Source organism: Microbacterium altimontanum (genome assembly GCF_058349865.2).
The window spans coordinates 319862-341681 of the sequence record NZ_JBYRJB020000001.1 but is presented as its reverse complement, the minus strand read 5'-3'; the positions used below and the strand labels follow the sequence as shown (position 1 = coordinate 341681).

The following is a 21820-nucleotide window of genomic DNA, read 5'->3' as shown; positions in this document are numbered from 1 at the left end:
GTGATCAGCTGTCGTCCGCGCGGTTGCGCAGCCGCGTGAGGATGGACTGCTCGACGTGGAACAGATGATGTGCGCAGGCGGTCGCTGCGCGCGCGGGCGAGCCCTCGAGGATCGCATCGCACATCTCGATGTGCTCTCGTGCCGACTCCCCGAGCCTTCCGCTGTCGGTGTGGGCGAGGCTTCTCAACCGGGCAGCGGGCGAACGCAGCGCCGCGATCTGGCGGGCGAGGAACGCGTTCGGCGTGTGCTCGACCACGAGGTCGTCGAACTGCGCCGCCAGGGCCTGGAAGTGCTCCGTGAAGCCCTCGTCTGCGGCGCTGTCGCGCACGTCGGCGAACCGGGCCTCGAGTCCCGCGAAGACGCCTCCGACGAGCGGGTCGTGCACGGCGCGCGCGGCGATCATCGACAGCGCTGCGGGCTCAAGGATGCGGCGGTCCTCGAACAGCTCGCGCGTCGTCCGGATCGAGATCTCAGCGACCACCGGAGGGCGCCGGGGCGCGATCTCCACGAGGTTGTCGGCCGCGAGGCGCCGAAGTGCTTCCCGGACGGGCGTTCGCGAGAAGCCGGTGTGGTCCGTCAGCATTTCCTCCGACAGTGGCTGCCCGGGCGAAAAGACTCCGTTCTCAATATCCCGCCTCAGTGTCAGGTATACCTGTTCTGTTCTGCTCGTCATATAAGTTCCGCCATTTCGCCTCGGATTGCCATTGTATCACTCACCAGGTATACCTAGTCTCAGGAGAAGCGACAATCGTCGTAGAAGGAGGCGTTGTGTATCGAGCTGTGGATCCCTCCACGGGGGCAGAAGTCGCCCGGTTTCCGTTCGCCTCTTCGACGGACGTGGACGATGCGCTCGAGCGGTCCAGCGGGGCGCACTTGGCGTGGCGCAGATCCGGCCATGCCGAGCGGCGCGAACTCCTCCGCTCGATCGCCCGCGAACTGCACCGACGCACGACGGAATGCGTGCAGCTGATCACCCTGGAGATGGGAAAGCCCACCACGGAGGCGACCGCCGAGGTGTCCAAGTGCATCGCAACGCTGGAGTACTACGCCGAGCACGCCGAGGGGATGCTCGCCGATGAGGTGGTCGCAACGGAGGCAGCGGCGAGCATGGTGGCATTCGAGCCACTCGGTCCTGTGTTGGCGATCATGCCGTGGAACTACCCGTTCTGGCAGTTCTTCCGCTTCCTCGCGCCGGCTCTCGCCGCCGGCAACAGCGCCGTGCTCAAGCATGCGGCGAACGTGCCGCTGTGCACCCGCGCCATCGTCGAGGTGGTCCGGGATGCGGGTGCGCCCGAGGGGCTCGTGGAGGCTCTCTTCATCGACACGGCCGACGTGGCGGACATCATCCGCGACAGCCGGATCTCCGCCGTCACTTTGACGGGGTCGACCCGGGCCGGCGCCGCCGTGGCGGCGACTGCGGGTGCGGCGCTGAAGAAGCAAGTGCTCGAGCTGGGCGGATCGGACCCGTTCATCGTTCTGGCAGATGCGGATGTCTCGGCAGCGGCCGTCGCTGCCGTGCGGGGCCGCTTCACAAACGGCGGTCAGAGCTGCGTCAACGCCAAGCGGTTCATCGTCGTGGAAGCGGTAGCCGAGCGTTTCGTCGATGCGTTCGCGGCAGAACTCGCGACGTGGCCCGTCGGTGATCCCGCGAACGCGAGCACGCGCCTTGGTCCGTTGGCTCGTGCCGACCTGCGAGACGCCATCGATGACCAGGTGCGCCGCACCCTCTCTGCAGGTGCGCGGACGGTGAGCGGCGGGCACGCACTCTCCGGCAGCGGCTGGTACTACGCGCCAACGATCCTCGATCGGGTGCCTGCCCACGCCGCCGCTCTGCGCGAGGAGACCTTCGGCCCTCTCGCAGCGGTGGCGCGGGTCCGTGACGAGGCCGCCGCCATTCGACTCGCCAACGACATCGAATACGGACTCGGCGCGTCGATCTGGACCACTGACCTCGAGCGAGCGCGCGGCCTCGCCGGCCAGATCGAGGCGGGCGCCGTTTTCGTCAACAGCATCGTGGCATCCGACCCGCGGTTGCCCTTCGGCGGCGTCAAGAGATCCGGCTACGGCCGCGAGCTCGGCTCGTTCGGCCTCCGTGAATTCGTCAACGTCAAGACCATCTCGATCGGATGAGCCCCATGACCACGCAGCATCCCTGGCCGCCGCGCATCCTCACGCCGGCCACCATGGCCGCCATCGACCGGGGGAACGGCGCCCGCACGGTCCCGCTCGTCACCCGCGAGGTCGGGGCGACGTCGTTCCTCAACGGGATCACGCGCTTCGCGCCCGGCTCGGCCATCGCCCACCACAGCCACAACTGCGTCGAGAGCGTCATGATCATCGAGGGCACGGCGATCGTCGACATCGACGGCGTCCGCACGATGCTCGGGCGCCACGACACGACGTTCGTCCCCGCCCGCATCCCGCACCACTTCGAGAACGCGTCCGCGACCGAGCCGATGGCGATCTTCTGGACGTACGCGTCCGTCGATGCCACCCGTCGCACCGTGGCGCCCGACGGATCACGCGGGGAGGAGCGCCGCGTCGATCTCGAGGCCGGAGCGGCCGCCGATGCCGACTCCTGCCGGGAGACCGCCCGCATCCGGGTGCGCCCCGGCACCGAGGACGCGTTCGAGGCCGCGTTCGCCGAGGCGGTCCCGCTGTTCCAGCGGGCCGACGGATGCCGCAGCCTCGAGCTGCGACGCGTCGTCGAGGAACCCGGCGTGTACGTGCTGTGCGCCGAATGGGACAGCGTGAGCGCGCACCTCGACGGGTTCCGGCACAGCGCCGACTATGCGCGGTGGAGGGAACTCGTCTCCGACTACTTCGCCGAACCGCCCGCCGTCATGCACGACCGGCCGGTGCTCAAGGGATTCTGAGGGGAAGAGCATGGACACGACGACGATCTCTGCAGACGAGCTGCGGGAGTTCGGCACACGGATCCTGGAGACCCTGCGGGTGCCGCACGACGATGCGGCGCTCGTCGCCGACTCGCTCGTCGTCGCCGAGCAGTGGGGCCATCCGTCGCACGGGATGCTGCGGCTGCCGTGGTATGTCGAGCGGCTGCGGACCGGCCGCATCGAGCCGGTGACGCGGCTGACGGTGCTGAACGACACCGGCGCCCTCGTCAGCGTCGACGGCAACTCCGGCGTCGGCCAGGTCGTGACGGCGCGCGCGATGGACCTCGCCGTCGAGCGCGCGAAGGCGCACGGCATCGGCGCGGTCGGGATCTGCAACTCGAACCACTTCGGCACCGCGGCCTACTTCACCCGCCGCGCCGCGGCCGCCGGCTGTGCGGCGATCCTCACGACGAACGGGTCGCCGGCCATGGCGCCCTGGGGCGGGATAGACAAGGCTGTCGGCGCCAATCCATGGTCGTTCGCCGCGCCCGACGGACGAGGGGATGCGGCGGTGCTCGACATCGCCAACACCGGTGTCGCTCGCGGGAAGATCTATGCCGCGGCCGAGAAGGGCGTGCCGATCCCGGCCGGGTGGGCGCTCGATGCCGACGGTGCGCCCACGACCGACGCGGCGGCCGCGCTCGACGGGGGCGTGGTGCTGCCGATGGCGGGGCACAAGGGCTACGCGATCTCGTTCATGATGGACGTGTTCTCCGGCGTGCTCACCGGTTCGTCGTTCGGCACCGATGTCGGCGGTCCGTGGCAGCCCGACGCGCACAGCGGAGCAGGCCACCTCGCGATCGCGATCGACATCTCGGCGTTCCAGCCGCTCGGGCAGTTCGAGGAGCGGATGCGGCAGCTCGTCGGGGAGGTGAAATCGGTGCGGCGGGCGCCCGGCGTGGATGAGATCCTCTACCCGGGAGAGCTCGAGAACGGCAACGGCGCGGCGGGGCGCGACATCCTCCTTCCCGCCAAGACGCGCGACGACCTCGAGGCGCTCGCGGACGCCTGCGGGGTGGGGCTCCCGGCATAGCCGACACATCGAATTCACCTTTGCGGCGTATTCGAAATCATATATGATCAGTGCGGACCGGCACGGCCGCATCCCCTGGCCATGCCCCCGACATCGCAGTCGCACCGACAGAGGAGTCAACAATGAGCGCACCCGGCGCGGACAACACCGCAGGGTCCGGATTCACCCCCACCGGCACCATCGCCTCGCCCGCAGATCGCAGGCGCGTCGTCGTCGCCACCGTGGTCGGCACCACGGTGGAGTGGTACGACTTCTTCATCTACGCGTTCGCCGCCGGCGTCGTGTTCGCCGAACTCTTCTTCAAGCCCATGGGCGCCGACTTCGCCCAGATCGTGTCGTTCTTCAGCGTCGGCGTGAGCTTCCTGTTCCGCCCGCTCGGCGCGTTCCTGGCCGGCCACTTCGGCGACAAGATCGGCCGCCGGCCGATGCTCGTCATCACGCTGCTGCTCATGGGCGCGGCCACAACCCTCGTCGGCCTGCTGCCGACGCACGCCGTGATCGGCGTGTGGGCGCCCATCCTGCTGATCTTCCTGCGCATCGTGCAGGGCATCTCGGCCGGTGGCGAGTGGGGCGGTGCGGTGCTCATGGCCGTGGAGCATGCTCCGAAGGCCAAGCGCGGACTCTTCGGCGCCTCGCCGCAGATCGGCGTGCCGATCGGACTCCTGCTCGCCTCCATCGTGCTCGCCGTCGTCGAGGGGCTGGCCCCCGGTGACGCGTTCCTGCAGTGGGGCTGGCGCATCCCGTTCCTGCTCTCGGTCGTCCTGATCGCCGTCGGCTACTGGGTGCGCCGACGCGTCGAGGAGAGCCCGGTGTTCACGGAGATCGCGGAGCGCAGGGAGGAGACGCGCATGCCGATCGTGCAGCTGCTGCGCCACCACCTGCTCCTCGTGATCGTCGCCGCTCTCGTGTTCGCCGGCAACAACGCCGTGGGTTACATGACCACCGGTGGCTACGTGCAGCACTACGCCACGGCGGCGAAGGGCCCGATCGGGCTCGACCCGGGTCCCGTGTTCTGGGTGGTCGCGGTCTCCGGCCTGACGTGGCTCGCCGCGACCTGGTTCGCGGGCTGGATCTCCGACAGGCTGGGCCGCCGCAACACCTACATCACCGGCTGGATCCTGCAGCTCGTGGGAGTGTTCCTGCTGTTCCCGCTCACGAACGTCGGCACGATCTGGTCGCTCATGGCGGCGCTCGTGATCCTGACGATCGGCCTCGGCTTCACGTACGGGCCGCAGGCGGCGCTGTACTCCGAGCTGTTCCCCGCGTCCATCCGGTTCTCGGGTGTGTCGATCTCGTACGCGATCGGCGCGATCCTGGGCGGCGCGTTCGCCCCGACGATCGCGCAGGCGATCTTCCAGGCGACCGGCTCGACGATGGGCATCACCTGGTATCTGGCCGGCATGACCGTGATCGGGCTGCTCGCGACGCTGCTGCTGCGTGACCGCTCGGGCATCCCGCTCGGCCCGGAGAACGAGGCCGAGCAGGCGAAGAGCCCGATCTACGGGCTCAGCAAGGCCTGATCCCACCCTTCGGGACCGCTCACCTGTCGCGAATCGACCTTCCCGCTCCGTCGGGAGGTCGATCTGCGACGGGTGAGCGGTCCTGTGCTGTACCGGTGGGCCTTCTCTCGCGCCGCGCGTGGCTCAGTCGCCGAGGGCGGCGCGGATCGCGTCGGCGGCCGAACGCAGCCGGGCGGCGACCTGCTCGGCCGGCCGGTCGTCGGCCAGCGAGACGACGGCGATCGCCGCCGGCGCCCGTCCCCGCAGGGGCAGCGGCACCGCCACGGAGTGCAGGGTCGGGATGACCTCGTCGTGGCTCACGGTGAAGCCGTGCCGCGCGGCGTCGGCCAGCTGGCGCTCGACCGACATCGAGACGTCGCCCGGCCACTGGTCGCGGGGGAGCAGGCTGAGGATCGCCTTTCCCGGGGCGCCCACGCCGATGGGATGTCGCGACCCCGGGCGCTGGGCGACGGATGCGACGGCGTGCCGCGGCTCGACGCTCACGAGTGTCACCGCCTCGTCGCGGTCGAGCACCGCGAGGAAGCACGTCATGCCGAGCTCGTTCGCCACGGCGGTCAGCTCGGGCAGCGCCTCCGACTGCAGGTCGTGCGCGACGCCCGCGGCGAGGGCCGCCAGTCGCGCGCCGAGCTCGACCTTGCCGGCGGCGTCGCGACCCACGAGCCCGTGGTCTTCGAGAGTGCGCACCAGGCGGTACGCGACGGAGCGGTGCACGTCGAGGCGCCGGGCGATCTCATCGATCGCGAGCGACTCGCGGGCGTCGCCGAGGATCTCGAGGATGCGGATGCCGCGGCTGAGCGTCTGCGACGCGGGCGCCGTGCTCGACTGCCGGCTGCGGGCCGCGGACGGGGCCGGGAACGTCGGCGCCGGGGTGTGTTCGGGCATGGTCCTCCGCTCGCCGGCATTGATCGGCATCCGTCTGTCGTATACGATGTGTTCAATAGTAGAGTGTCGCGTTCCATTATGGAATACCGTGCTGGCACCTCGACGTCGAGGAGAATCAATGCAGTTCCACCACCACGGCTACGTGTCGGGCGAGCCCCGCGTCCTTCCCGCGGCGGGCACAGGCATCGACCGCCCCGCCGACCTGCCCGACGAGATGGACGTGCTGATCGTGGGCTCGGGACCCGCCGGCATGCTGCTCGCGGCACAGATGGCGCAGTTCCCCGACGTGACCACGCGCATCATCGAGCGGCGTGACGGCCGCCTCGTGCTCGGCCAGGCCGACGGCATCCAGCCGCGCAGTGTGGAGACGTTCCAGGCGTTCGGCTTCGCCCCCCAGATCGTCGCGGAGGCCTACAACATCGGCTGGATGAACTACTGGACGCCCGATCCCGCCCATCCCGAGAACATCATCCGAACGACCCGTCAGGCCGACTACGCAAAGGACATCGGCGAGTTCCCGCACCTGATCGTCAACCAGGCCCGCGTGCTCGACTACTTCGCCGAGGCCGCCGTGCGCGGGCCGGCGCGCATCGTGCCCGACTACGGCGTCGAATTCGTCGGCCTCACCGTGCACGAGACGGGGGAGTACCCCGTCGAGGTGCAGTTGCGCTACGTTGCCGGCGAGCGCGCGGGCGAGGAGCGCACGGTGCGCGCGAAGTACGTCGCGGGTGGCGACGGCGCGCGCAGCGGCGTGCGCGAGGCGATCGGCCGCAAGCACATCGGAAAGTTCGCCGCTCACGCGTGGGGCGTCATGGACGTGACGGTGAACACCGACTTCCCCGACTGGCGCACCAAGTGCGCGATCAACTCGGAGGCGGGGAACATCCTGCACATCCCGCGCGAGGGCGGCTACCTCAGCCGCGTCTACGTCGACCTCGGCGAGGTGCCGGAGGGCGACAACCATCAGGTGCGGCACACCCCGATCGAGCGAATCGTCGAGAAGGCGAACGAGATCCTCCATCCCTACACGATCGAGGTGAAGCAGGTCGCCTGGTTCAGCGTCTACGAGGTGGGCCACCGCGTGACCGACAAGTTCGACGACGTCGATGTCGACGCCGATCACGCCCCGCACGTGTTCCTCATGGGCGACGCCTGCCACACCCACTCGGCCAAGGCCGGACAGGGGATGAACGTGTCGATGCAGGACGGCTTCAACCTCGGCTGGAAGCTCGGCCTCGTGCTGACCGGCCGCAGCCCCGAGTCGCTGCTGTCCACGTACTCCGCCGAGCGGCAGCCGGTGGCGCAGGAGCTCATCGACTTCGACCGGCAGTGGTCGAGCCTGATGGCGCGCAAGCCCGAGGAGATCGACGACCCGCAGGAGCTGGCGAACTTCTACCTCGGGACGAGCGAGTTCCCGTCGGGCTTCATGACGCAGTACACCCCGTCGATGATCGTGGCGGACGCCTCGCACCAGGAGCTCGCCACGGGCTTCCCGCTCGGCAAGCGGTTCAAGTCGGCCGAGGTGGTGCAGGTGTGCGACGGGAACATCCAGCACCTGGGGCACACCCACACCGCCGACGGCCGGTGGCGGATCTACGCGTTCGCCGACCGTCCGGCGCCGGGGGACGAATCGGCGCTCGCCGATTGGGCGCAGTGGCTGGGGAGCGACCCGGATTCGCCGCTGCTGCGGCACACTCCGGAGGATGCGTATCCCGACGCGGTCTTCGACGTCAAGGCGGTCTACCAGCAGTCGTTCGACGAGTTCGACGTGATGGCGGCGCCCGCCGTGTTCCGCCCGCACTCGGGGCCGTACGACCTGATGAACTGGGAGAACGTCTTCGCGACGGGCTCGGGCACCGACATCTTCGACGAGCGCGGCCTGTCGCGCGACGGCGTCGTCGTGGTGGTGCGCCCCGACCAGTACGTCGCGGCCGTGCTGCCGCTGCAGGCCAGGGACGAGCTCGCGGCCTTCTTCGCGCAGAACCTCCTCCCCGCGCGCTGACCCGCCATCCGGCGCTGAGCGCTGACCCGCCTGCTGTGCGTCGAGATCGTACGATTTCGCCGAGTGAACACGATTCTTCCCGCGGTTTGATGTTCCGTCGGCGAAGTCGTACGACTTCGGCGAAAGGCCGGGGGCTCAGCGCACGGAGCGGTAGCGGTGCTCGGGGCGGCCGGTCGTGCCGTAGCGCAGGCGCAGTTCGACGACGCCCTGCTGCGCGAGCGCGGAGAGGTAGCGCTGGGCGGTGGGGCGGCTGATGCCGAGCTCCTGCGCGACGTCGGAGGCCGAGACATCCGTCGGCGCGTTCCGGACGAAGTCGCGCACGAGACGCAGCGTCTCCGTTGACTGGCCCTTCGGCGGCGCGGCGATCGTGCCGGTGCGCATGAGCTGGAAGAGTCCGTCGACCTCCTGCTGGTCGGCCTCGGCGCTCCGGGAGCCCAGGTCCTCCAGCCGCCGATGCAGGTCGCGGAACGCCCCGAGTCGCTCGGCGAACGCCGCGAAGCGGAACGGCTTCACGAGATAGTGCACGGCCCCCTGCGTGATGGCCGACCGGATGTGCGTGAGGTCGCGCGCGGCCGAGATGACGATGACTCCGGGCGGCGTGGGCTCCTCGCCGAGCCGGTGCATGAACTCGAGCCCCGACCCGTCGGGCAGATACAGGTCGAGCAGGACGAGATCGGGATGCGTCGTGTGCAGCTGATCGAGCGCGTCGGTCGCGGTGTGGGCGATGCCGCAGACGGCGAAGCCGGGCACCTTCGCGACGAACTGGGAGTGGATCGTGGCGACGCGGACGTCGTCGTCGACGATGAGCGTGCGGATGGCCGACGCATCCTCGTTCACGACAGCACCGCCGCACCGCTCACCGGGTGGGCGCCGTGCGAGCCGGCGGAGTGCCGAGGCAGCGTGACGGTGAACACCGCGCCGGGCTCCGAGGTCACCTCGATCTGCCCGCCGTGCTGCACCACCACCCGGTGCACGAGCGCGAGCCCGAGCCCGCGCCGCCGCACCCCGTCGTCGGGCTTCGTCGTGAAGCCGTCCTCGAACACGAGCGCGGCGGTGTCGGCCGGGACGCCCCGGCCGCTGTCCTGCACTCGGACGCGCACGGTGTCGCCGATGCACCGGACGTCGACCTCGACCCGGCGCGGCGCGTCGCCCGACACCGCGGCGTCGATCGCGTTGTCGACGAGGTTGCCGAGAACAGTGAGCAGCGCCCGGGCGTCGGCCTCGTCCTCGCCGAGCTCGGACGCGTCGGTGAGCACCAGGGTCACTCCGCGCTCGGCCGCGACGACCGACTTCGCGACGAGCAGCCCGACGAGCTGCGGGCTCGCGATCTGCCGCTGCAGGCGGGCCGCGAGGTCGGTCGCGGTCGCGGAGAGCTCCGCCACGTACTCGGTCGCCTCGTCGATGCGTCCGAGCTCGAGCATTCCCGACAGGGCATGCACCCGGTTCGCGAACTCGTGCTGCTGCGCTCGCAACGCATCCGTCAATCCGCGCACGCTGTCGAGCTCGCGCAGGAGGCCCTCCTGCTCGGTGCGGTCGGAGATCGTGACGATGTGACCGAGGTCGCGGCCGTGCATGGTCACCGGCATCCGGTTCATCACGAGACAGTGCTCGTCGGTGAGCACGACGAGGTCGGTGCCGGCGATGGCGCCGGTCAGGATGTCGCGGATGCGGCCGGGCGGAACGAGCCCGTCGACCGACTGCCCCATCGCGGCATGGTCGGTGCCGAGGAGCCGTTGCGCCTCGTCGTTGATGAGTGCCACCCGTCCGTCGGACCCGATCCCGACGACGCCCTCGGCGATGCCGTGCAGCATCGCCTCGCGCTCCTGCAGCAGCGACGCGATCTCCCGCAGCTCCAACCCGAACGTCTGTCGCTTGAGTCGCCGGGCGAGGAGGAGGGAGCCGGTGACGCCCACTGCGAGCGCGACGCCCATGTACAGCGCGATCGACGGCAGGCGCTCCCAGAGACCCCAGGCGATCTCCTCGGCATCGGCGCCGACGGAGACCTCGCCGATGATCCGGCCCGATTCGGCGCGCAGCGGCACCTTCGCCCGCGCCGACAGCCCGAGCGTGCCCTCCTCGACGTTGACGACGGTTCTGCCGGAGAGCGGTCCGCTGGGATCGGTCGAGACCTTCTGCCCGATGCGCGAGGGGACCGGATGCGAGAAGCGGATTCCGTGATCGTCGGTGATCACGACGAATGTCGCGCCGGTGGACTTGATGATGGTCTGCGCGCGCTGCTGGAGCACGCCCCCGCGATCGTCGGCCAGCACCGCCTCCGCGATGTCGGGCTCGACGGCGACCGTGTTCGCGATCGCCAGGACCCGCTGCTCGAGCTGATGTACGACGAGGTCGTGCGCCTGCCACAGCGACAGCCCGAACCCGACGAGCAGCGCCCCGAGGAGCACCCCGATCTGGGTGCGCAGAATGCTCGTCGACAAGCGACTGCTGCGTGCCATCGGCTCTCCTGCATCGTTGCGGGCGGGTGAGTGCGGGCGCGCCGCACCGGATCGCCGGCGTGCGGGTGCGCCGTGGCAATTGTGCCACCCCGATCTGCACGCGGCGCCGCTGCGGCCGCGAGCAGAACGCACGAAACCGCGCGGCCTCGGCTCGCCGTCGACGACAGGCCGAGGAGTCAGGAGTTCACACGGATGATCTCGCGCTGGTACGGGGCGATCACGCTCGATGAGATGCGGCAGTCGAGGAGGAGGAACGGCCGCTCGTCGGCCGGGAGCCCGGCCCATTCGGCGAGACGGTCGAGGTCGGCCAGCGTGCGGACGACGACGCCCTCCGCGCCCACGGCGTCGGCGAGCCCTGCGAAGTTCACGTCGGGGATGAGCATCGGCTCGCGCGCGAGCCCCTGCAGACCGTAGAGGTTCACCTCGGCGCCGTACGCGCCGTCGTTCCACACCACGGCAAGGCCGCGACCGCCGGCCACCCGCACCGCCGACTCGAGGTCGGCGACCGCCATGAGGCCGCCGCCGTCACCCGTCGTGAGCACGATCGTCGCCTCCGGCTGCGCGAGCGCGGCGCCCGCAACCGAGGGGAAGCCGAGGCCGATCGACTGGAACGCGGTGCCGACCATCATCATGCGGTCGGGCGACGCGACGGGCCAGTACATGTTCGCCCAGCCGATGAAGTGGCCGCCGTCGGACACCACGACGCGGTCCTCCGGCAGCAGCTCGCCGATGCGGACGGCGACGGCGCGCGGGTCGAGCCGTCCGTCGGCGGCGAACTCGTCGCCGCGCTCCCGTGCGGTGAGCGCGGCGAGGTCGATCGTCTCGCGCCATCCGCTCGGCGTCGCATCCAGCGCGTCGAGCTCGGCGACGAGAGCCGCCGCCACGACCGCAGCGTCGCCGCGGACGAATCCTCCGACGTGCGGATGCGTCGCGGCGGGCGCGACGTCGACCTGGACGACCCGGGTGCCCGGGGCGAACAGCTCCCCGAAGCGCATCGTGAACTGGTTGAGGGATGCGCCGAACACGACGGCGACGTCGGCGGTGCGCACGAGCTCCATGGCGCCGTCGGCGCCGAATCCGCCGGTGACGCCGAGGTCGTACCGGGCGTCGGGGAACACCCCGCGGCCGAGTGCGGTCGACGCCGTGACCGCGCCGGTCCTCTCGGCGAGCGCGCCGAGCACCTCGCCGGCGCCGGAAAGCCACGCTCCGCGGCCGGCGAGGAGGAAGGGCCGCTGCGCCCCGGCGAGCGCCCGCGCGAGGTCGGTGATCGCCGCCGCGGCGAAGGGCCCGGTCGGCGTCAGGGGCGCCGGGAGGTGCGGCTCTGGTGCTTCCGGAACAGGGCCGGCCTCGAGCTTCGCTACGTCGTAGGGGATGGCGAGCACCGTGGGCACCCGATATGCGAGCGCGTGCTCGATCGCGATCACGGTGGTTGCAGCCGCATCCGCTCGTCCCACCGTGTAGGTGCGTGCGCCGACCGCCGAGGCCATCGCGATCTGGTCGACGTCCCAGGGGCGCGGCCCGCTGGTGGGCTCGTCGCCGACGACGAGGATGAGCGGGACGTGCGCCTGCACCGACTCCGCGAGGGCGGTCAGCGTATTGGTGAATCCGGCGCCGTAGGTCGCGGTGGCGGCGGCGATGCGGCCCGACGCGCGGAAGTGGGCGTCGGCGGCCACCACTCCGCCCGCTTCGTGGCGCACGGCCGTGTAGGACGCGTCGGTGCCCCGCACGAGAGCGTCGAGGAAGTAGGCGTTCCCGTTGCCCATCACGCCGAAGACGTGGTCGATGTGGGCAGCGAGGGTCGCGGCGACGTGCGCGGAGACGGTGGGCATGGCGGTGCCTTTCGAGACGATGACGGATGGTCGTGCTGATCCGTATGTGTCTCGCGGCGTCGCGGCTTCGCGACGGCTTCGTGCCCCTTTTTCGAGCACCGGCGGGCGCTCCCGCCGGACATGCACGAGTATAGGCGCGCCCACGCGGTGCGACGGAGCGCGCTCGGCCCACGACTCTGCGCTCTCGCGCAACCGACCGGGCCCGTGCGCGACGGAGAATGGACCCACGTGCGCGGCCGTGGGCCGCGCGGGAAAGACCTCTGAAGGAGACACCGATGTCCGATTCCCCGCTCACCGCTGAGGAGACCGCGCTCCTGGACCGTGTTCAGGCTCCCGTCGGCTCCGGTCGCGAGATCCTCGACGCCGCCACCCGCGAGGTGATCGGCCGCGCACCCGAGCAGACCGTCGCCGACCTCGACGACGCGATCGCCCGGGCGAAGGCTGCGCAGCCGGCGTGGGAGGCGCTCGGACACGAGAAGCGCTCCGCGCTGATGATGCAGGCCGCCGACGCGATCGACGCGAACGCCGAGCCCCTCGCGCGCATCCTCTCCCGCGAACAGGGCAAGCCGCTGAACGGGCCGAACGCCCGCTTCGAGGTCGGGGCCTGCTCCGCATGGCTGCGCACCGCCGCCTCCACCGTCCTCGAGCCGGAGGTCGTCGTGGACGACGGCGAGACGCATGCCGAACTGCACTACCGCGCCGTCGGCGTCGTGGGCGCCATCGGGCCGTGGAACTGGCCCATGATGATCGCGATCTGGCAGATCGCCCCGTCGCTGCGGATGGGCAACACCGTCGTCGTCAAGCCGAGCGAGTACACCCCGCTCAGCGTGCTGGCGCTGCTCGCCGTGATGAACGACGTGCTCCCCGCCGACGTGCTCATCGGCATCTCCGGCGACCGCGAGGTCGGTGCGCGGCTGGCATCCCACCCCGACATCGACAAGGTCATGTTCACGGGGTCCACCGCCACGGGCCGCAAGATCATCGAGAGTTCGGCCGGAAACCTCGCCCGGCTCACCCTCGAGCTCGGCGGGAACGACGCCGGCATCATCCTCCCCGGCACCGATCCGAAGGCCATCGCGCAGGACCTGTTCTGGGGCGCGTTCATCAACACCGGACAGACGTGCGCGGCGCTCAAGCGCCTCTATGTGCACGACTCGATCTACGACGACGTCGTCGAGGCGCTCAAGGAGATCGCCGAGAGCACCCCGATGGGCCGCGGTCTCGAGGAGGACAACGTCCTCGGCCCGCTGCAGAACAAGCAGCAGTTCGACATCGTGAACCGTCTCGTCGACGACGCGAAGGCGAACGGCGGGCGGATCGTCACCGGCGGCGCCCCCGCGCCCGAGCTGGGCGAGCTGTTCTACCCGATCACCCTCGTCGCGGATGTCGCCGACGGCACGGCGATCGTCGACGAGGAGCAGTTCGGCCCCGTCCTGCCCATCGTGAAGTACTCCGATGTGGAGGATGCCGTCGCCAGCGCGAACCGGCTCGAGGTCGGACTCGGTGGTTCCGTCTGGGGCGACCGTGACGAGGCCCGCCGGATCGCGGGGCGCATCCAGTCGGGCACCGTGTGGATCAACTCGCACGGCGGCGTGCACCCGATGATCCCGTTCGGCGGCGTCAAGGGCTCGGGCTACGGCCTGGAGTTCGGCGTCGAGGGGCTCAAGGCCGTCGCCGTCCCGCAGATCATCAACGGCTGACGGCACCGCGATGACGACTTCCGTGATCGTCGTCGGCGGCGGCTCGGCGGGCTGCGTGGTCGCCCGCCGGCTCGCCGACGCCGGCCTCGGCGTGACGCTGCTGGAAGCCGGGGGAGAGGACACGAACCCCGCGATCGACGACCCGAGCCGCGCCGGCGAACTGTGGCACGGACCCGAGGACTGGGACTACCGCACGGTGCCGCAGCCGCACGCCGCCGGACGGCGTCTGCACCTGCCCCGCGGCAAGGTGCTCGGCGGCTCGCACGCGCTGAACGCCATGATCTGGGTGCGCGGCGCCCGCAGCGACTACGACCACTGGGCGTCGGTCGCCGGTGATCAGTGGTCGTGGGATGCCGTGCTCCCGGTGTTCAAGGACATCGAGTCGTTCTCGGGCGGGGCATCCGACCTCCACGGCGGCGACGGCATCCTGCCCGTGACCGATGACTACCCGTTGCTGCCGATCCAGCAGTCGATCCTCGACGCGGCGGTGCAGGAGGGCCTCGAGCACAACCGCGACTACAACGGGGAACGGCAGGACGGGGTGTCGCAGGAGCACGTGACGCTCGTCGACGGGCATCGCGTGAACACCTGGACCGCGTACCTCAAGCCCGTGCGCGACAGGGTCGAGCTGCAGACCGGATGCCACGTCCACTCCGTGATCGTCGAGAACGGCCGCGCGGTGGGCGTGCGCTACCGGCAGGATGGAGTCGACCGCGAGGTGCGCGCCGACGAGGTCGTGCTGTGCGCCGGCGCCCTCGACTCGCCGGCCATCCTGCTGCGCTCCGGCGTCGGGCCCGCCGCCGACCTCACCGCCCTCGGGATCGACGTCGTCCGCGACGCGCCGGCGGTCGGCGAGAACCTGCACGACCATCTGCTGTCGCCCGTGGTGTTCCGCACCGACGCGAAGACGATCGGCGCGCCAACGACGGGGGTGTCGGTCACGCAGACGCACCTGTTCTGGCGGTCCCGTCCCGACCTCGACGAGCCCGACACGCAGCCGATCCACTTCTCCGTGCCGATGTACGGCGAAGACCTCGAGCCGCTCGGCGACGACGGCTTCTCGCTCATGGCGGGGATCGTCCGCCCGCGCAGCCGCGGCCGGCTCGCGCTCACCGGGCCGGGCCTCGACGACCCGGTGCAGATCGATCTGCAGGCGCTCGCCGACCCGGAGGACGTCGCATCCCTCGTCGCCAGCGTGCGACAGTGCCGCCGCATCGGCGCGCGGCCTGCGCTCGCCGAGGAGTGGGGAGCGGTCGAGGTGTATCCCGGTCCCGAGGTGTCCGATGACGACGTCGAGGAGTACGTGCGTCGCACCGCGATCACGTATCACCACCAGGTCGGCACATGCCGGATGGGCGAGGACGACGACGCGGTCGTCGATCCGCGGCTCCGGGTCCGCGGCATCCCCGGACTGCGGGTGGTGGATGCGTCGATCATGCCGCGGATCACGACGGGCAACACCAACGCGCCGTCGGTGCTGATCGGCGAGCAGGGCGCCCGCTTCCTCCTCGAGGACCTCGCCGCCCGCTGACGGCGGCGTTCACCTGGCCCGGTTGCACGTTTCCTGCTGCTTTTCCGTGCAATCGGGCCAGCTGAATGCTGTTTCGGGGCGGGTCAGTGCACCCGCCGGCCGGCGAACCAGGTCTCGAGCACCGTCGTGTCGATGATCTCGTCGGCGGGGCCGGTGACGAAGTCGCGATCGAGCACGACGAAATCGGCTGACTTGCCGACCTCGAGCGAACCCGTCACGTCGTCCAGCCCCATCGCCCGGGCGGCGTTGATCGTGAACACCTCCAGCGCCTCGACCGGCGTGATCGCCTGCTCGGGCCAGAGCGCCCCGGGCGCCCGGCCGAGCGGATCGGCGCGCGTCACCAGGCCCTGGATGCCCTCCAGCGGGTTCGGCGACTCCGACACCGGCCAGTCCGAACCGCCCGCCACGAGCGCGCCCGCGTCGATGAGCGAGCGGTTCGGCTGCAGGTGCTCCGCGCGCTCCTCGCCGAGCACCTCCGCCAGAGCCTGGGGGATCACGCCGGGGAACCAGATGAACGGCGAGATGTCGGCGGAGACGCCGAGCCGCACCATCCGTGGAATGTCCTCCTCGGCGAGGAACTGGCCGTGCGCGATCTGCACCGGGGTGTCGAGCCCCTCGCCGCGCAGCCGCTCGACCACGTCGAGGAGCAGGTGGGCGGAGCCGTCGCCGGTGCAGTGCACCTTCGCGCCGAGGCCGCGCTCGGCGACCCGGCGCAGCCACCCGTAGAGCTCGTCGGCGCTCATCGTCGTCGTGCCGTGGAAGTGCGCGCCGTGCGATCCGTCGGGAAGATACGGCTCGAGGAACGACGCCGTGCGGGCCGGCGGCACCCCGTCGAGGAAGATCTTCACGAAGTCGGGGCGGTGGTGCGTCGAGCGGTACTTCTCGCCCATCGCCACCAGCGGCTCCCCGACCACGTCGTAGCCGAAGATCTCGTCGTTGACGGTGAGGCTCGACACGACCCACGCGTTCAGCTCGCCGGCCTCGTCGAGCGATTGGAGCGAGGCGAGGATGTCGGCCGAGACGGCGGCATCCTGGAACGCGGTGATGCCGTAGCCGTTCAGCAGCTCCACTCCGCGCTGCGACGAGCGGCGATGCTGCTCGGCCGTGAGCCCGCCGGTGCGCGCGTACGCCTCTTCGACGGGGATTCCGGCGGCTTCGAGCAGGATGCCGGTGGGCTCGCCATCCTCGTCGTCGAGCAGCGTGATGCCCGACGCGGGCACGGCATCCTTCGTGATGCCGGCGAGCTGCAGCGCCCGCGAATTGACCCACCGGTTGTGCCGGCTGTCCTCCACGATGATCACGGGCCGTCCGCCGGCGGCCTCGTCGAGCCGGCGACGCACGGCGGAGCTGTTCAGCTCGGGCATCATCGTCGACGGATAGGCGCTGCCGATGATCCACTCGTCCTCGCCGAGCCCCGCCGCGTGCGCACGGACCTTGTCGAGGATCTCGTCGAGCGACAGCGACGGGCCGATTCCCAGCTCGTACAGGTCGGCGCGACCCGCCTGCGTGTGATGGTTGTGCACGTCGACGAAGCCCGGGTACACGGCACGGCCGGTGAGGTCGCGCACCTCGGTGTCGGGACCGCGGTGGGCGAGCACGTCGTCGGCCGAACCGACCGCGACGATGCGGCCGTCGGCGACGGCGAGGGCCTCGGCGACCGTGCCGCCGCCCCGGACGACGGCGCCGGTGAGGATGAGATCGGCCGTCATCATCGAGCCGGGTCGTACTCGGCCGGGTGCACGGTGTTCGACAGCAGCCGCCCGTACGCGCCGAACGTGAAGTGGGTCTGACCGGTGCCCGCCTCGTCGGTGCCGAACAGCACGCCGTGCGAACGCAGCGCGTGCTGGTCGCGGTGGTCGGCGACCGTCACCGAGCCGCAGGGGATGACCTTCTCCCGCCAGGCGAACACGTAGATGCCGGGGCGCAGCCGCCACGTGGTCTGCTCGTCGGTGTCTGCGAGGCCCCGCTCGGGGCCCGCCAGGCACTGCCACGAGTACCAGTGCGGGGAGAGGTAGACGTGCTCGTAGGCGTGCTCGCTGGAGTAGACCCACAGGGCGCGGCGGCCGAGCAGCTCGTTCGTCGGCGTCGGAGCCTCGCCGTTCTGCTCGACGCCCTCGATGCGTCCCGGTGCGAAGATCTGCTGCACGGCGGTGCGGCCGGGCGCGACTTCACCGATGTCGCTGATGACGGCGAGGGAGTGGCCCGAGCGCAGGTCGAGGAACAGCGACACCGCCTCGTGCGGCAGGTACTCGTGGTGGAACTGCACGTAGTACAGCTCGTCGTCCACTTCGAAGACCTCGCACGCATCCGTCTTCGCCGCCGCCTCGGTCGGGTCGTCGGCACCGGGCTCGTACTCCCACGACACGGTTCCGGCGGCGAACGTGTGCGAGATCCGCGTGCCGCGGTCGTCGACGACGGCGATCGTGCGGCCGTTCAGGGCGTTGGAAGTGGGGGCCTTGTTGGCGTCGAAGCCGGGGGCGAGTCCGTCCAGCGGCAGCCAGCCGGTGGTGTCGGAGAGGTTCGTCGGGGTCATTTCGTCTCCTTCAGATGGGGTCGATGTCAGAGGGGGATGGGGCGGGGATCAGGACCGGTCGGGGTCGAGTGCCGCGGAGTCGTCCGCCGGCGCCGCCTGGGCATGCACGTTGAAGCGCTCGAGGTCGGCGGCGAGGCTGTCGTACACCTCGGGCTTGCGGTTCTTGAGGAACTGGCCGTACACGATGCCGCCCACGACGGCCACGAGCAGCAGCAGCGGCAGCATCAGGATGAACACGTTGTCCGATCCGGCGACGATGTTGAAGTTGAACACCGCCAGGGTGACGATCGCGGCAAGGCCCAGGAATCCGATGCCGGGCGCCACGAACGTGCTCCACCAGCGGGGGTCGCGCTGCCGGCGGAACCAGACGACGATCGACAGCGCGGCGAGGGCCTGCAGGATCAGCACCGAGAGGGTGCCGAAGCCGAGCATCGCGGGCACGAGCGTCTCGATCGGGTTGAGGCCCGCGATCGCGAACAGACCTGCGACGATCGCGGCGAACAGGGCCTGGACGAGACCGGCGACGGCGGGAGCGCCGTTGCCGCGCGTGCGCGCGAGCGCGCTCGGCAGCACACGGGCCCGGCCGAGGGCGTAGAGATACCGGGTGGCGGAGTTGTGGAACGCGAGCATCGCCGCGAACAGGCTCACGAGCAGCAGGATCTCCATGACCGTCGTCATGGCGGGGCCGAGGTACGTCGTGGCGATGGAGAAGATGAGGTCGCCGTTCGGCAGGTGCTCGAGCGCTGTGCTCTGCGCCTGATCGACGCCCGTCGCGATCACCACGGCCCACGTGGTGATGCCGAGGATGAGACCGATCGCGATGATCGCCGTGTAGGTGGCGCGGGGGATCGTCTTCAGCGGGTTGCGGGCCTCTTCGCTGAACAGCGCCGTCGCCTCGAATCCGAGGAAGCCGGTGGCCGCCAGCAGCAGGCCGATCGGCAGCGACCCGGAGAAGACGGCGGCCGGGCCGAACGCCGAGAAGTCGAAGCCCCGCTGCACGAAGACCGAGATGTCGAAGACGACGAGCATCAGCACTTCGAGCACCAGGGAGACGCCGAGCACCTTGGAGCTGAAGTCGACACCGGTGCGCGCCATGATGAAGCAGACGGCGATCGACAGCAGACCCCACACGTACCAGTGCAGGTCGAAACCGGTCAGCTGGGCGATGATCGTCTGCATGAAGAAGCCGCTCGTGCCGATCGTGCCGACCACGAAGAAGTTGTAGCCGAGCGTCGCGATGAGACCGGCGATGAGACCGCCGGTGCGCCCGAGTCCCTTCACGACGAAGGCGTAGAACCCGCCGGCGTTGACGAGCTGCTTCGACATCTGGGCATAGCCGACGGCGAACAGCAGCAGGATGACCGCGACGATGAAGAACGACGTCGGGGTGCCGCCGCCGTTGCCGAGCGCGATCGCCAGCGAGGCGACGACCACGATGCCGGTCAGCGGCGCGACGGCGGCCAGGACGAGGAAGACGATGCCGGCAACCCCCAGGGCTCCCTGGCGCAGGTCGGTTCGGATGGTGGACACGTCGGCTCCTTTGCGCGAACAGGACGGAGCGACGGGTGCGCCCCTCCCACCGATTGTGTCGGCGCGGCGGGCCGGCGGCTTGCCGGACAGCGCGCGGTGCTGTTTCGGGCGTGCAGACCGCCGTGCCGCGCCTTCACGCGCTCTGCAGAATGTTCGTGTGCGGCAACGGCCGCGGGGAGGACCGGCATGGATCTCGGATTGCGGGGGCGGCGCGCTCTGGTCACCGGAGCCGCCGGCGGGATCGGACGTGCGACGGCACAGGCGCTCGCCGACGAAGGCGCCCGCCTTGCCTTGACCGATCGTGAGGGTCCTGCGCTGACGGATGCGGCAGCCGCCGTGGGCGCCGCGGGCCTCGCCGCGGACATCACCGACGCGGTCGCCGTCGCCGAGGCCGTGGCGGAGGCAGCGCAACGACTCGGCGGTCTCGATATCCTCGTCTGCTCCGCCGGCGTTTCGGCCCCGGTGGGCACGGCCCTGGCCGACACCGATCCCGCCGACTGGGCCCACGTCTTCGCGGTGAACGTCGGCGGCGCCTTCCACGCGCTGCGTGCGGCGGTGCCGTTCCTGCGGCGCTCCGACGCCGCATCCGTCGTTCTCGTCGCCAGCGATTCCGCGCTCGTCGCGACGCCCGGGATGGTGCCGTACTGCGCGTCGAAGGCGGCGGTGCTGCAGCTCGCACGTGCGGCGGCCACCGAGCTCGCGGCCGACGGCATCCGGGTCACCGCGGTGTGTCCGTCGATCGTCGACACCCCGATGAGCCGCGGCGACCTCGGCCTCTCCGACGGGTTCGCCGGCGTCGACTATCCGGTGCAGACGACGGCGGACGTCGCCGCGCAGATCGCCTGGCTGTGTGCGCCGGTCTCACGGGCCGTGAACGCGACCGGCGTCGTGATGGACTTCGGGTTCAGCGCCCGATCGAACTTCCCCGCCTGAGGGGCTGAGCGCCAAGGAGCGAGCATGGCATACACCGGGTCGAATGTGGCGGGCAAGGTCGTCGTCATCACGGGGGGCGGCACCGGCATCGGCGCCGCCGTGGCGGAGAGGTTCTGCGCCGAGGGCGCGCACGTGGTCATCGTGGGCCGGCGCCGCGAGCCGCTGGAGGCCGTCGCGTCGGCGATCGGAGCGACCGCGGTGACCGCCGATGCGGCGGATGCCGCCGCCGCGCGCGGCGTCGTGGAGAAGGTCCTCGCGAGCTTCGGGCGCCTCGACGTGCTCGTCGCGAACGCGGGCGGACACGGCTTCGCCCCCGTCGCCGAGACCGACGACGAAGCGTGGGAGCGCGCACTGCGGGCGAATCTGACGACGGCGTTCACGATGGCGCGCGAGGCGCTGCCTGCCCTCATCGAGACGAAGGGGCAGATCGTGATCGTCTCGTCGCTCGCGGGCCTGTTCGCCGGCCCGTCGGTCGCGGGGTACACCGTCGGGAAGCACGCCCTGATCGGCCTGACCCGCACTCTCGCCCGGGACTACGGGCGCAGCGGGGTGCGCGTGAACGCCGTGTGCCCGGGATGGGTGCAGACGCCGATGGCCGACGAGGAGATGGACGAGTTCGCCGGGCACGCGGGCCTCACCTCGCGTGAGGAGGCGTATGCCGCGGTGACCGCCGACGTGCCGCTCGGGCGGCCCGCCTATCCCGCCGAGATCGCCTCGATCATCCGGTTCCTGGGATCGGGGGAGTCGTCGTACATGACCGGTGCGGTGCTCGTCGCCGACGGCGGCGCGCATATCGTCGACGTGCCGACCCTCGCGTTCGACCACGCCGGCATGTGAGGCCGCGGCCGCCAGAACTGGTCGAGAGAAGGAGATTCTGCTCAGAGGAGGACGTTCGACCGCCGACCGTTCCTTCCCTCGACGGAATCTCCTTCACTCGATGGATGCAACCGGGATGTTTCGGCCGCTCGGCAAGG

17 protein-coding genes are annotated in these 21820 nt (G+C 70.6%); 9 read left to right on the top strand and 8 right to left on the bottom strand.

The genetic code is table 11. The features are described 5' to 3' along the window. Positions 1-4: 4 nt before the first annotated feature. Entirely contained in the window at positions 5-673 is a 669-nt protein-coding gene (locus AC3RX1_RS01440; protein ID WP_491499447.1) for a GntR family transcriptional regulator, read from the bottom strand. A gap of 95 nt (positions 674-768) precedes the next feature. Here AC3RX1_RS01440 and AC3RX1_RS01435 point away from each other — a divergent pair, with 95 nt between their 5' ends. The 4 genes from AC3RX1_RS01435 to AC3RX1_RS01420 all read left to right on the top strand — a co-directional run bounded on the left by AC3RX1_RS01435 (position 769) and on the right by AC3RX1_RS01420 (position 5450). Further along, entirely contained in the window at positions 769-2130 is a 1362-nt protein-coding gene (locus AC3RX1_RS01435; RefSeq protein WP_498238973.1) for an NAD-dependent succinate-semialdehyde dehydrogenase, read from the top strand. Positions 2131-2135: 5 nt separating this feature from the next. Continuing rightward, on the top strand, positions 2136-2876 hold the full coding sequence (locus AC3RX1_RS01430) for an antibiotic biosynthesis monooxygenase (RefSeq protein ID WP_491499445.1): 741 nt from the start codon (positions 2136-2138) through the stop codon (positions 2874-2876). A gap of 10 nt (positions 2877-2886) precedes the next feature. Continuing rightward, positions 2887-3930, top strand: coding sequence for an Ldh family oxidoreductase (locus AC3RX1_RS01425; protein WP_491499444.1), 1044 nt, complete (start codon positions 2887-2889; stop codon positions 3928-3930). Between the two features lie 122 nt (positions 3931-4052). Continuing rightward, on the top strand, positions 4053-5450 hold the full coding sequence (locus tag AC3RX1_RS01420) for an MFS transporter (RefSeq protein ID WP_491499443.1): 1398 nt from the start codon (positions 4053-4055) through the stop codon (positions 5448-5450). A gap of 123 nt (positions 5451-5573) precedes the next feature. On the opposite strand, the gene AC3RX1_RS01415 is transcribed toward AC3RX1_RS01420, so the two are convergent. After that, positions 5574-6332, bottom strand: coding sequence for an IclR family transcriptional regulator (locus tag AC3RX1_RS01415; protein WP_491499442.1), 759 nt, complete (start codon positions 6330-6332; stop codon positions 5574-5576). Between the two features lie 118 nt (positions 6333-6450). Between AC3RX1_RS01415 and AC3RX1_RS01410 the strand changes: the two genes are divergently transcribed. Next, the gene (locus AC3RX1_RS01410; protein WP_491499441.1) at positions 6451-8334 is read left to right on the top strand and encodes an FAD-dependent monooxygenase; all 1884 of its coding nucleotides are present in this window, start codon (positions 6451-6453) and stop codon (positions 8332-8334) included. Positions 8335-8469: 135 nt separating this feature from the next. Here AC3RX1_RS01410 and AC3RX1_RS01405 read toward each other — a convergent pair whose 3' ends face one another. From AC3RX1_RS01405 to AC3RX1_RS01395, 3 genes are all read right to left on the bottom strand, one after another. After that, a complete protein-coding gene (locus tag AC3RX1_RS01405) occupies positions 8470-9171 on the bottom strand; it encodes a response regulator (protein WP_491499440.1) in 702 nt (233 codons plus the stop codon). Beyond that, a complete protein-coding gene (locus tag AC3RX1_RS01400; protein ID WP_491499439.1) occupies positions 9168-10790 on the bottom strand; it encodes an ATP-binding protein in 1623 nt (540 codons plus the stop codon). Before AC3RX1_RS01400 ends, AC3RX1_RS01405 begins: the two co-directional genes overlap by 4 nt. Positions 10791-10966: 176 nt before the next feature. Then, positions 10967-12619: a thiamine pyrophosphate-binding protein gene (locus AC3RX1_RS01395; RefSeq protein ID WP_491499438.1), complete on the bottom strand. Its 1653-nt coding sequence runs from the start codon at positions 12617-12619 to the stop codon at positions 10967-10969. 275 nt (positions 12620-12894) lie between these two features. Between AC3RX1_RS01395 and AC3RX1_RS01390 the strand changes: the two genes are divergently transcribed. Together AC3RX1_RS01390 and AC3RX1_RS01385 are read left to right on the top strand one after the other, a co-directional pair. Next, positions 12895-14319 (top strand): aldehyde dehydrogenase family protein, encoded by a 1425-nt coding sequence (locus AC3RX1_RS01390; RefSeq protein WP_491499437.1) that lies wholly within the window; start codon positions 12895-12897, stop codon positions 14317-14319. 10 nt (positions 14320-14329) lie between these two features. Further along, positions 14330-15850 carry a GMC family oxidoreductase gene (locus AC3RX1_RS01385; RefSeq protein WP_491499436.1) on the top strand — a complete coding sequence of 507 codons (1521 nt, stop codon included), beginning with the start codon at positions 14330-14332 and terminating at the stop codon, positions 15848-15850. Between the two features lie 83 nt (positions 15851-15933). Here AC3RX1_RS01385 and AC3RX1_RS01380 read toward each other — a convergent pair whose 3' ends face one another. The 3 genes from AC3RX1_RS01380 to AC3RX1_RS01370 are packed head-to-tail and all read right to left on the bottom strand — an operon-like array spanning position 15934 to position 19913. Then, positions 15934-17562 (bottom strand): amidohydrolase, encoded by a 1629-nt coding sequence (locus AC3RX1_RS01380; RefSeq protein WP_491499435.1) that lies wholly within the window; start codon positions 17560-17562, stop codon positions 15934-15936. After that, positions 17559-18383 carry a molybdenum cofactor biosynthesis F family protein gene (locus AC3RX1_RS01375; RefSeq protein ID WP_491499434.1) on the bottom strand — a complete coding sequence of 275 codons (825 nt, stop codon included), beginning with the start codon at positions 18381-18383 and terminating at the stop codon, positions 17559-17561. The genes AC3RX1_RS01380 and AC3RX1_RS01375 overlap by 4 nt, the downstream gene beginning before the upstream one ends. Before the next feature lie 48 nt (positions 18384-18431). Next, positions 18432-19913, bottom strand: coding sequence for an APC family permease (locus AC3RX1_RS01370; RefSeq protein ID WP_491499433.1), 1482 nt, complete (start codon positions 19911-19913; stop codon positions 18432-18434). Between the two features lie 186 nt (positions 19914-20099). Between AC3RX1_RS01370 and AC3RX1_RS01365 the strand changes: the two genes are divergently transcribed. Both AC3RX1_RS01365 and AC3RX1_RS01360 read left to right on the top strand, forming a co-directional pair. Further along, positions 20100-20846, top strand: coding sequence for an SDR family NAD(P)-dependent oxidoreductase (locus AC3RX1_RS01365; RefSeq protein ID WP_491499432.1), 747 nt, complete (start codon positions 20100-20102; stop codon positions 20844-20846). Positions 20847-20870: 24 nt separating this feature from the next. Next, on the top strand, positions 20871-21683 hold the full coding sequence (locus tag AC3RX1_RS01360; protein WP_491499431.1) for an SDR family NAD(P)-dependent oxidoreductase: 813 nt from the start codon (positions 20871-20873) through the stop codon (positions 21681-21683). Positions 21684-21820: the final 137 nt, after the last annotated feature.

Bases quoted from the DNA above. Each gene is read 5' to 3' on its own strand.
- AC3RX1_RS01440 (WP_491499447.1), bottom strand. From the start codon at position 673: ATGACGAGCAGAACAGAACAGGTATACCTGACACTGAGGCGGGATATT.
- AC3RX1_RS01430 (WP_491499445.1), top strand. From the start codon at position 2,136: ATGACCACGCAGCATCCCTGGCCGCCGCGCATCCTCACGCCGGCCACC.
- AC3RX1_RS01425 (WP_491499444.1), top strand. From the start codon at position 2,887: ATGGACACGACGACGATCTCTGCAGACGAGCTGCGGGAGTTCGGCACA.
- AC3RX1_RS01420 (WP_491499443.1), top strand. From the start codon at position 4,053: ATGAGCGCACCCGGCGCGGACAACACCGCAGGGTCCGGATTCACCCCC.
- AC3RX1_RS01415 (WP_491499442.1), bottom strand. From the start codon at position 6,332: ATGCCCGAACACACCCCGGCGCCGACGTTCCCGGCCCCGTCCGCGGCC.
- AC3RX1_RS01410 (WP_491499441.1), top strand. From the start codon at position 6,451: ATGCAGTTCCACCACCACGGCTACGTGTCGGGCGAGCCCCGCGTCCTT.
- AC3RX1_RS01400 (WP_491499439.1), bottom strand. From the start codon at position 10,790: ATGGCACGCAGCAGTCGCTTGTCGACGAGCATTCTGCGCACCCAGATC.
- AC3RX1_RS01395 (WP_491499438.1), bottom strand. From the start codon at position 12,619: ATGCCCACCGTCTCCGCGCACGTCGCCGCGACCCTCGCTGCCCACATC.
- AC3RX1_RS01390 (WP_491499437.1), top strand. From the start codon at position 12,895: ATGTCCGATTCCCCGCTCACCGCTGAGGAGACCGCGCTCCTGGACCGT.
- AC3RX1_RS01385 (WP_491499436.1), top strand. From the start codon at position 14,330: ATGACGACTTCCGTGATCGTCGTCGGCGGCGGCTCGGCGGGCTGCGTG.
- AC3RX1_RS01380 (WP_491499435.1), bottom strand. From the start codon at position 17,562: ATGATGACGGCCGATCTCATCCTCACCGGCGCCGTCGTCCGGGGCGGC.
- AC3RX1_RS01375 (WP_491499434.1), bottom strand. From the start codon at position 18,383: ATGACCCCGACGAACCTCTCCGACACCACCGGCTGGCTGCCGCTGGAC.
- AC3RX1_RS01365 (WP_491499432.1), top strand. From the start codon at position 20,100: ATGGATCTCGGATTGCGGGGGCGGCGCGCTCTGGTCACCGGAGCCGCC.
- AC3RX1_RS01360 (WP_491499431.1), top strand. From the start codon at position 20,871: ATGGCATACACCGGGTCGAATGTGGCGGGCAAGGTCGTCGTCATCACG.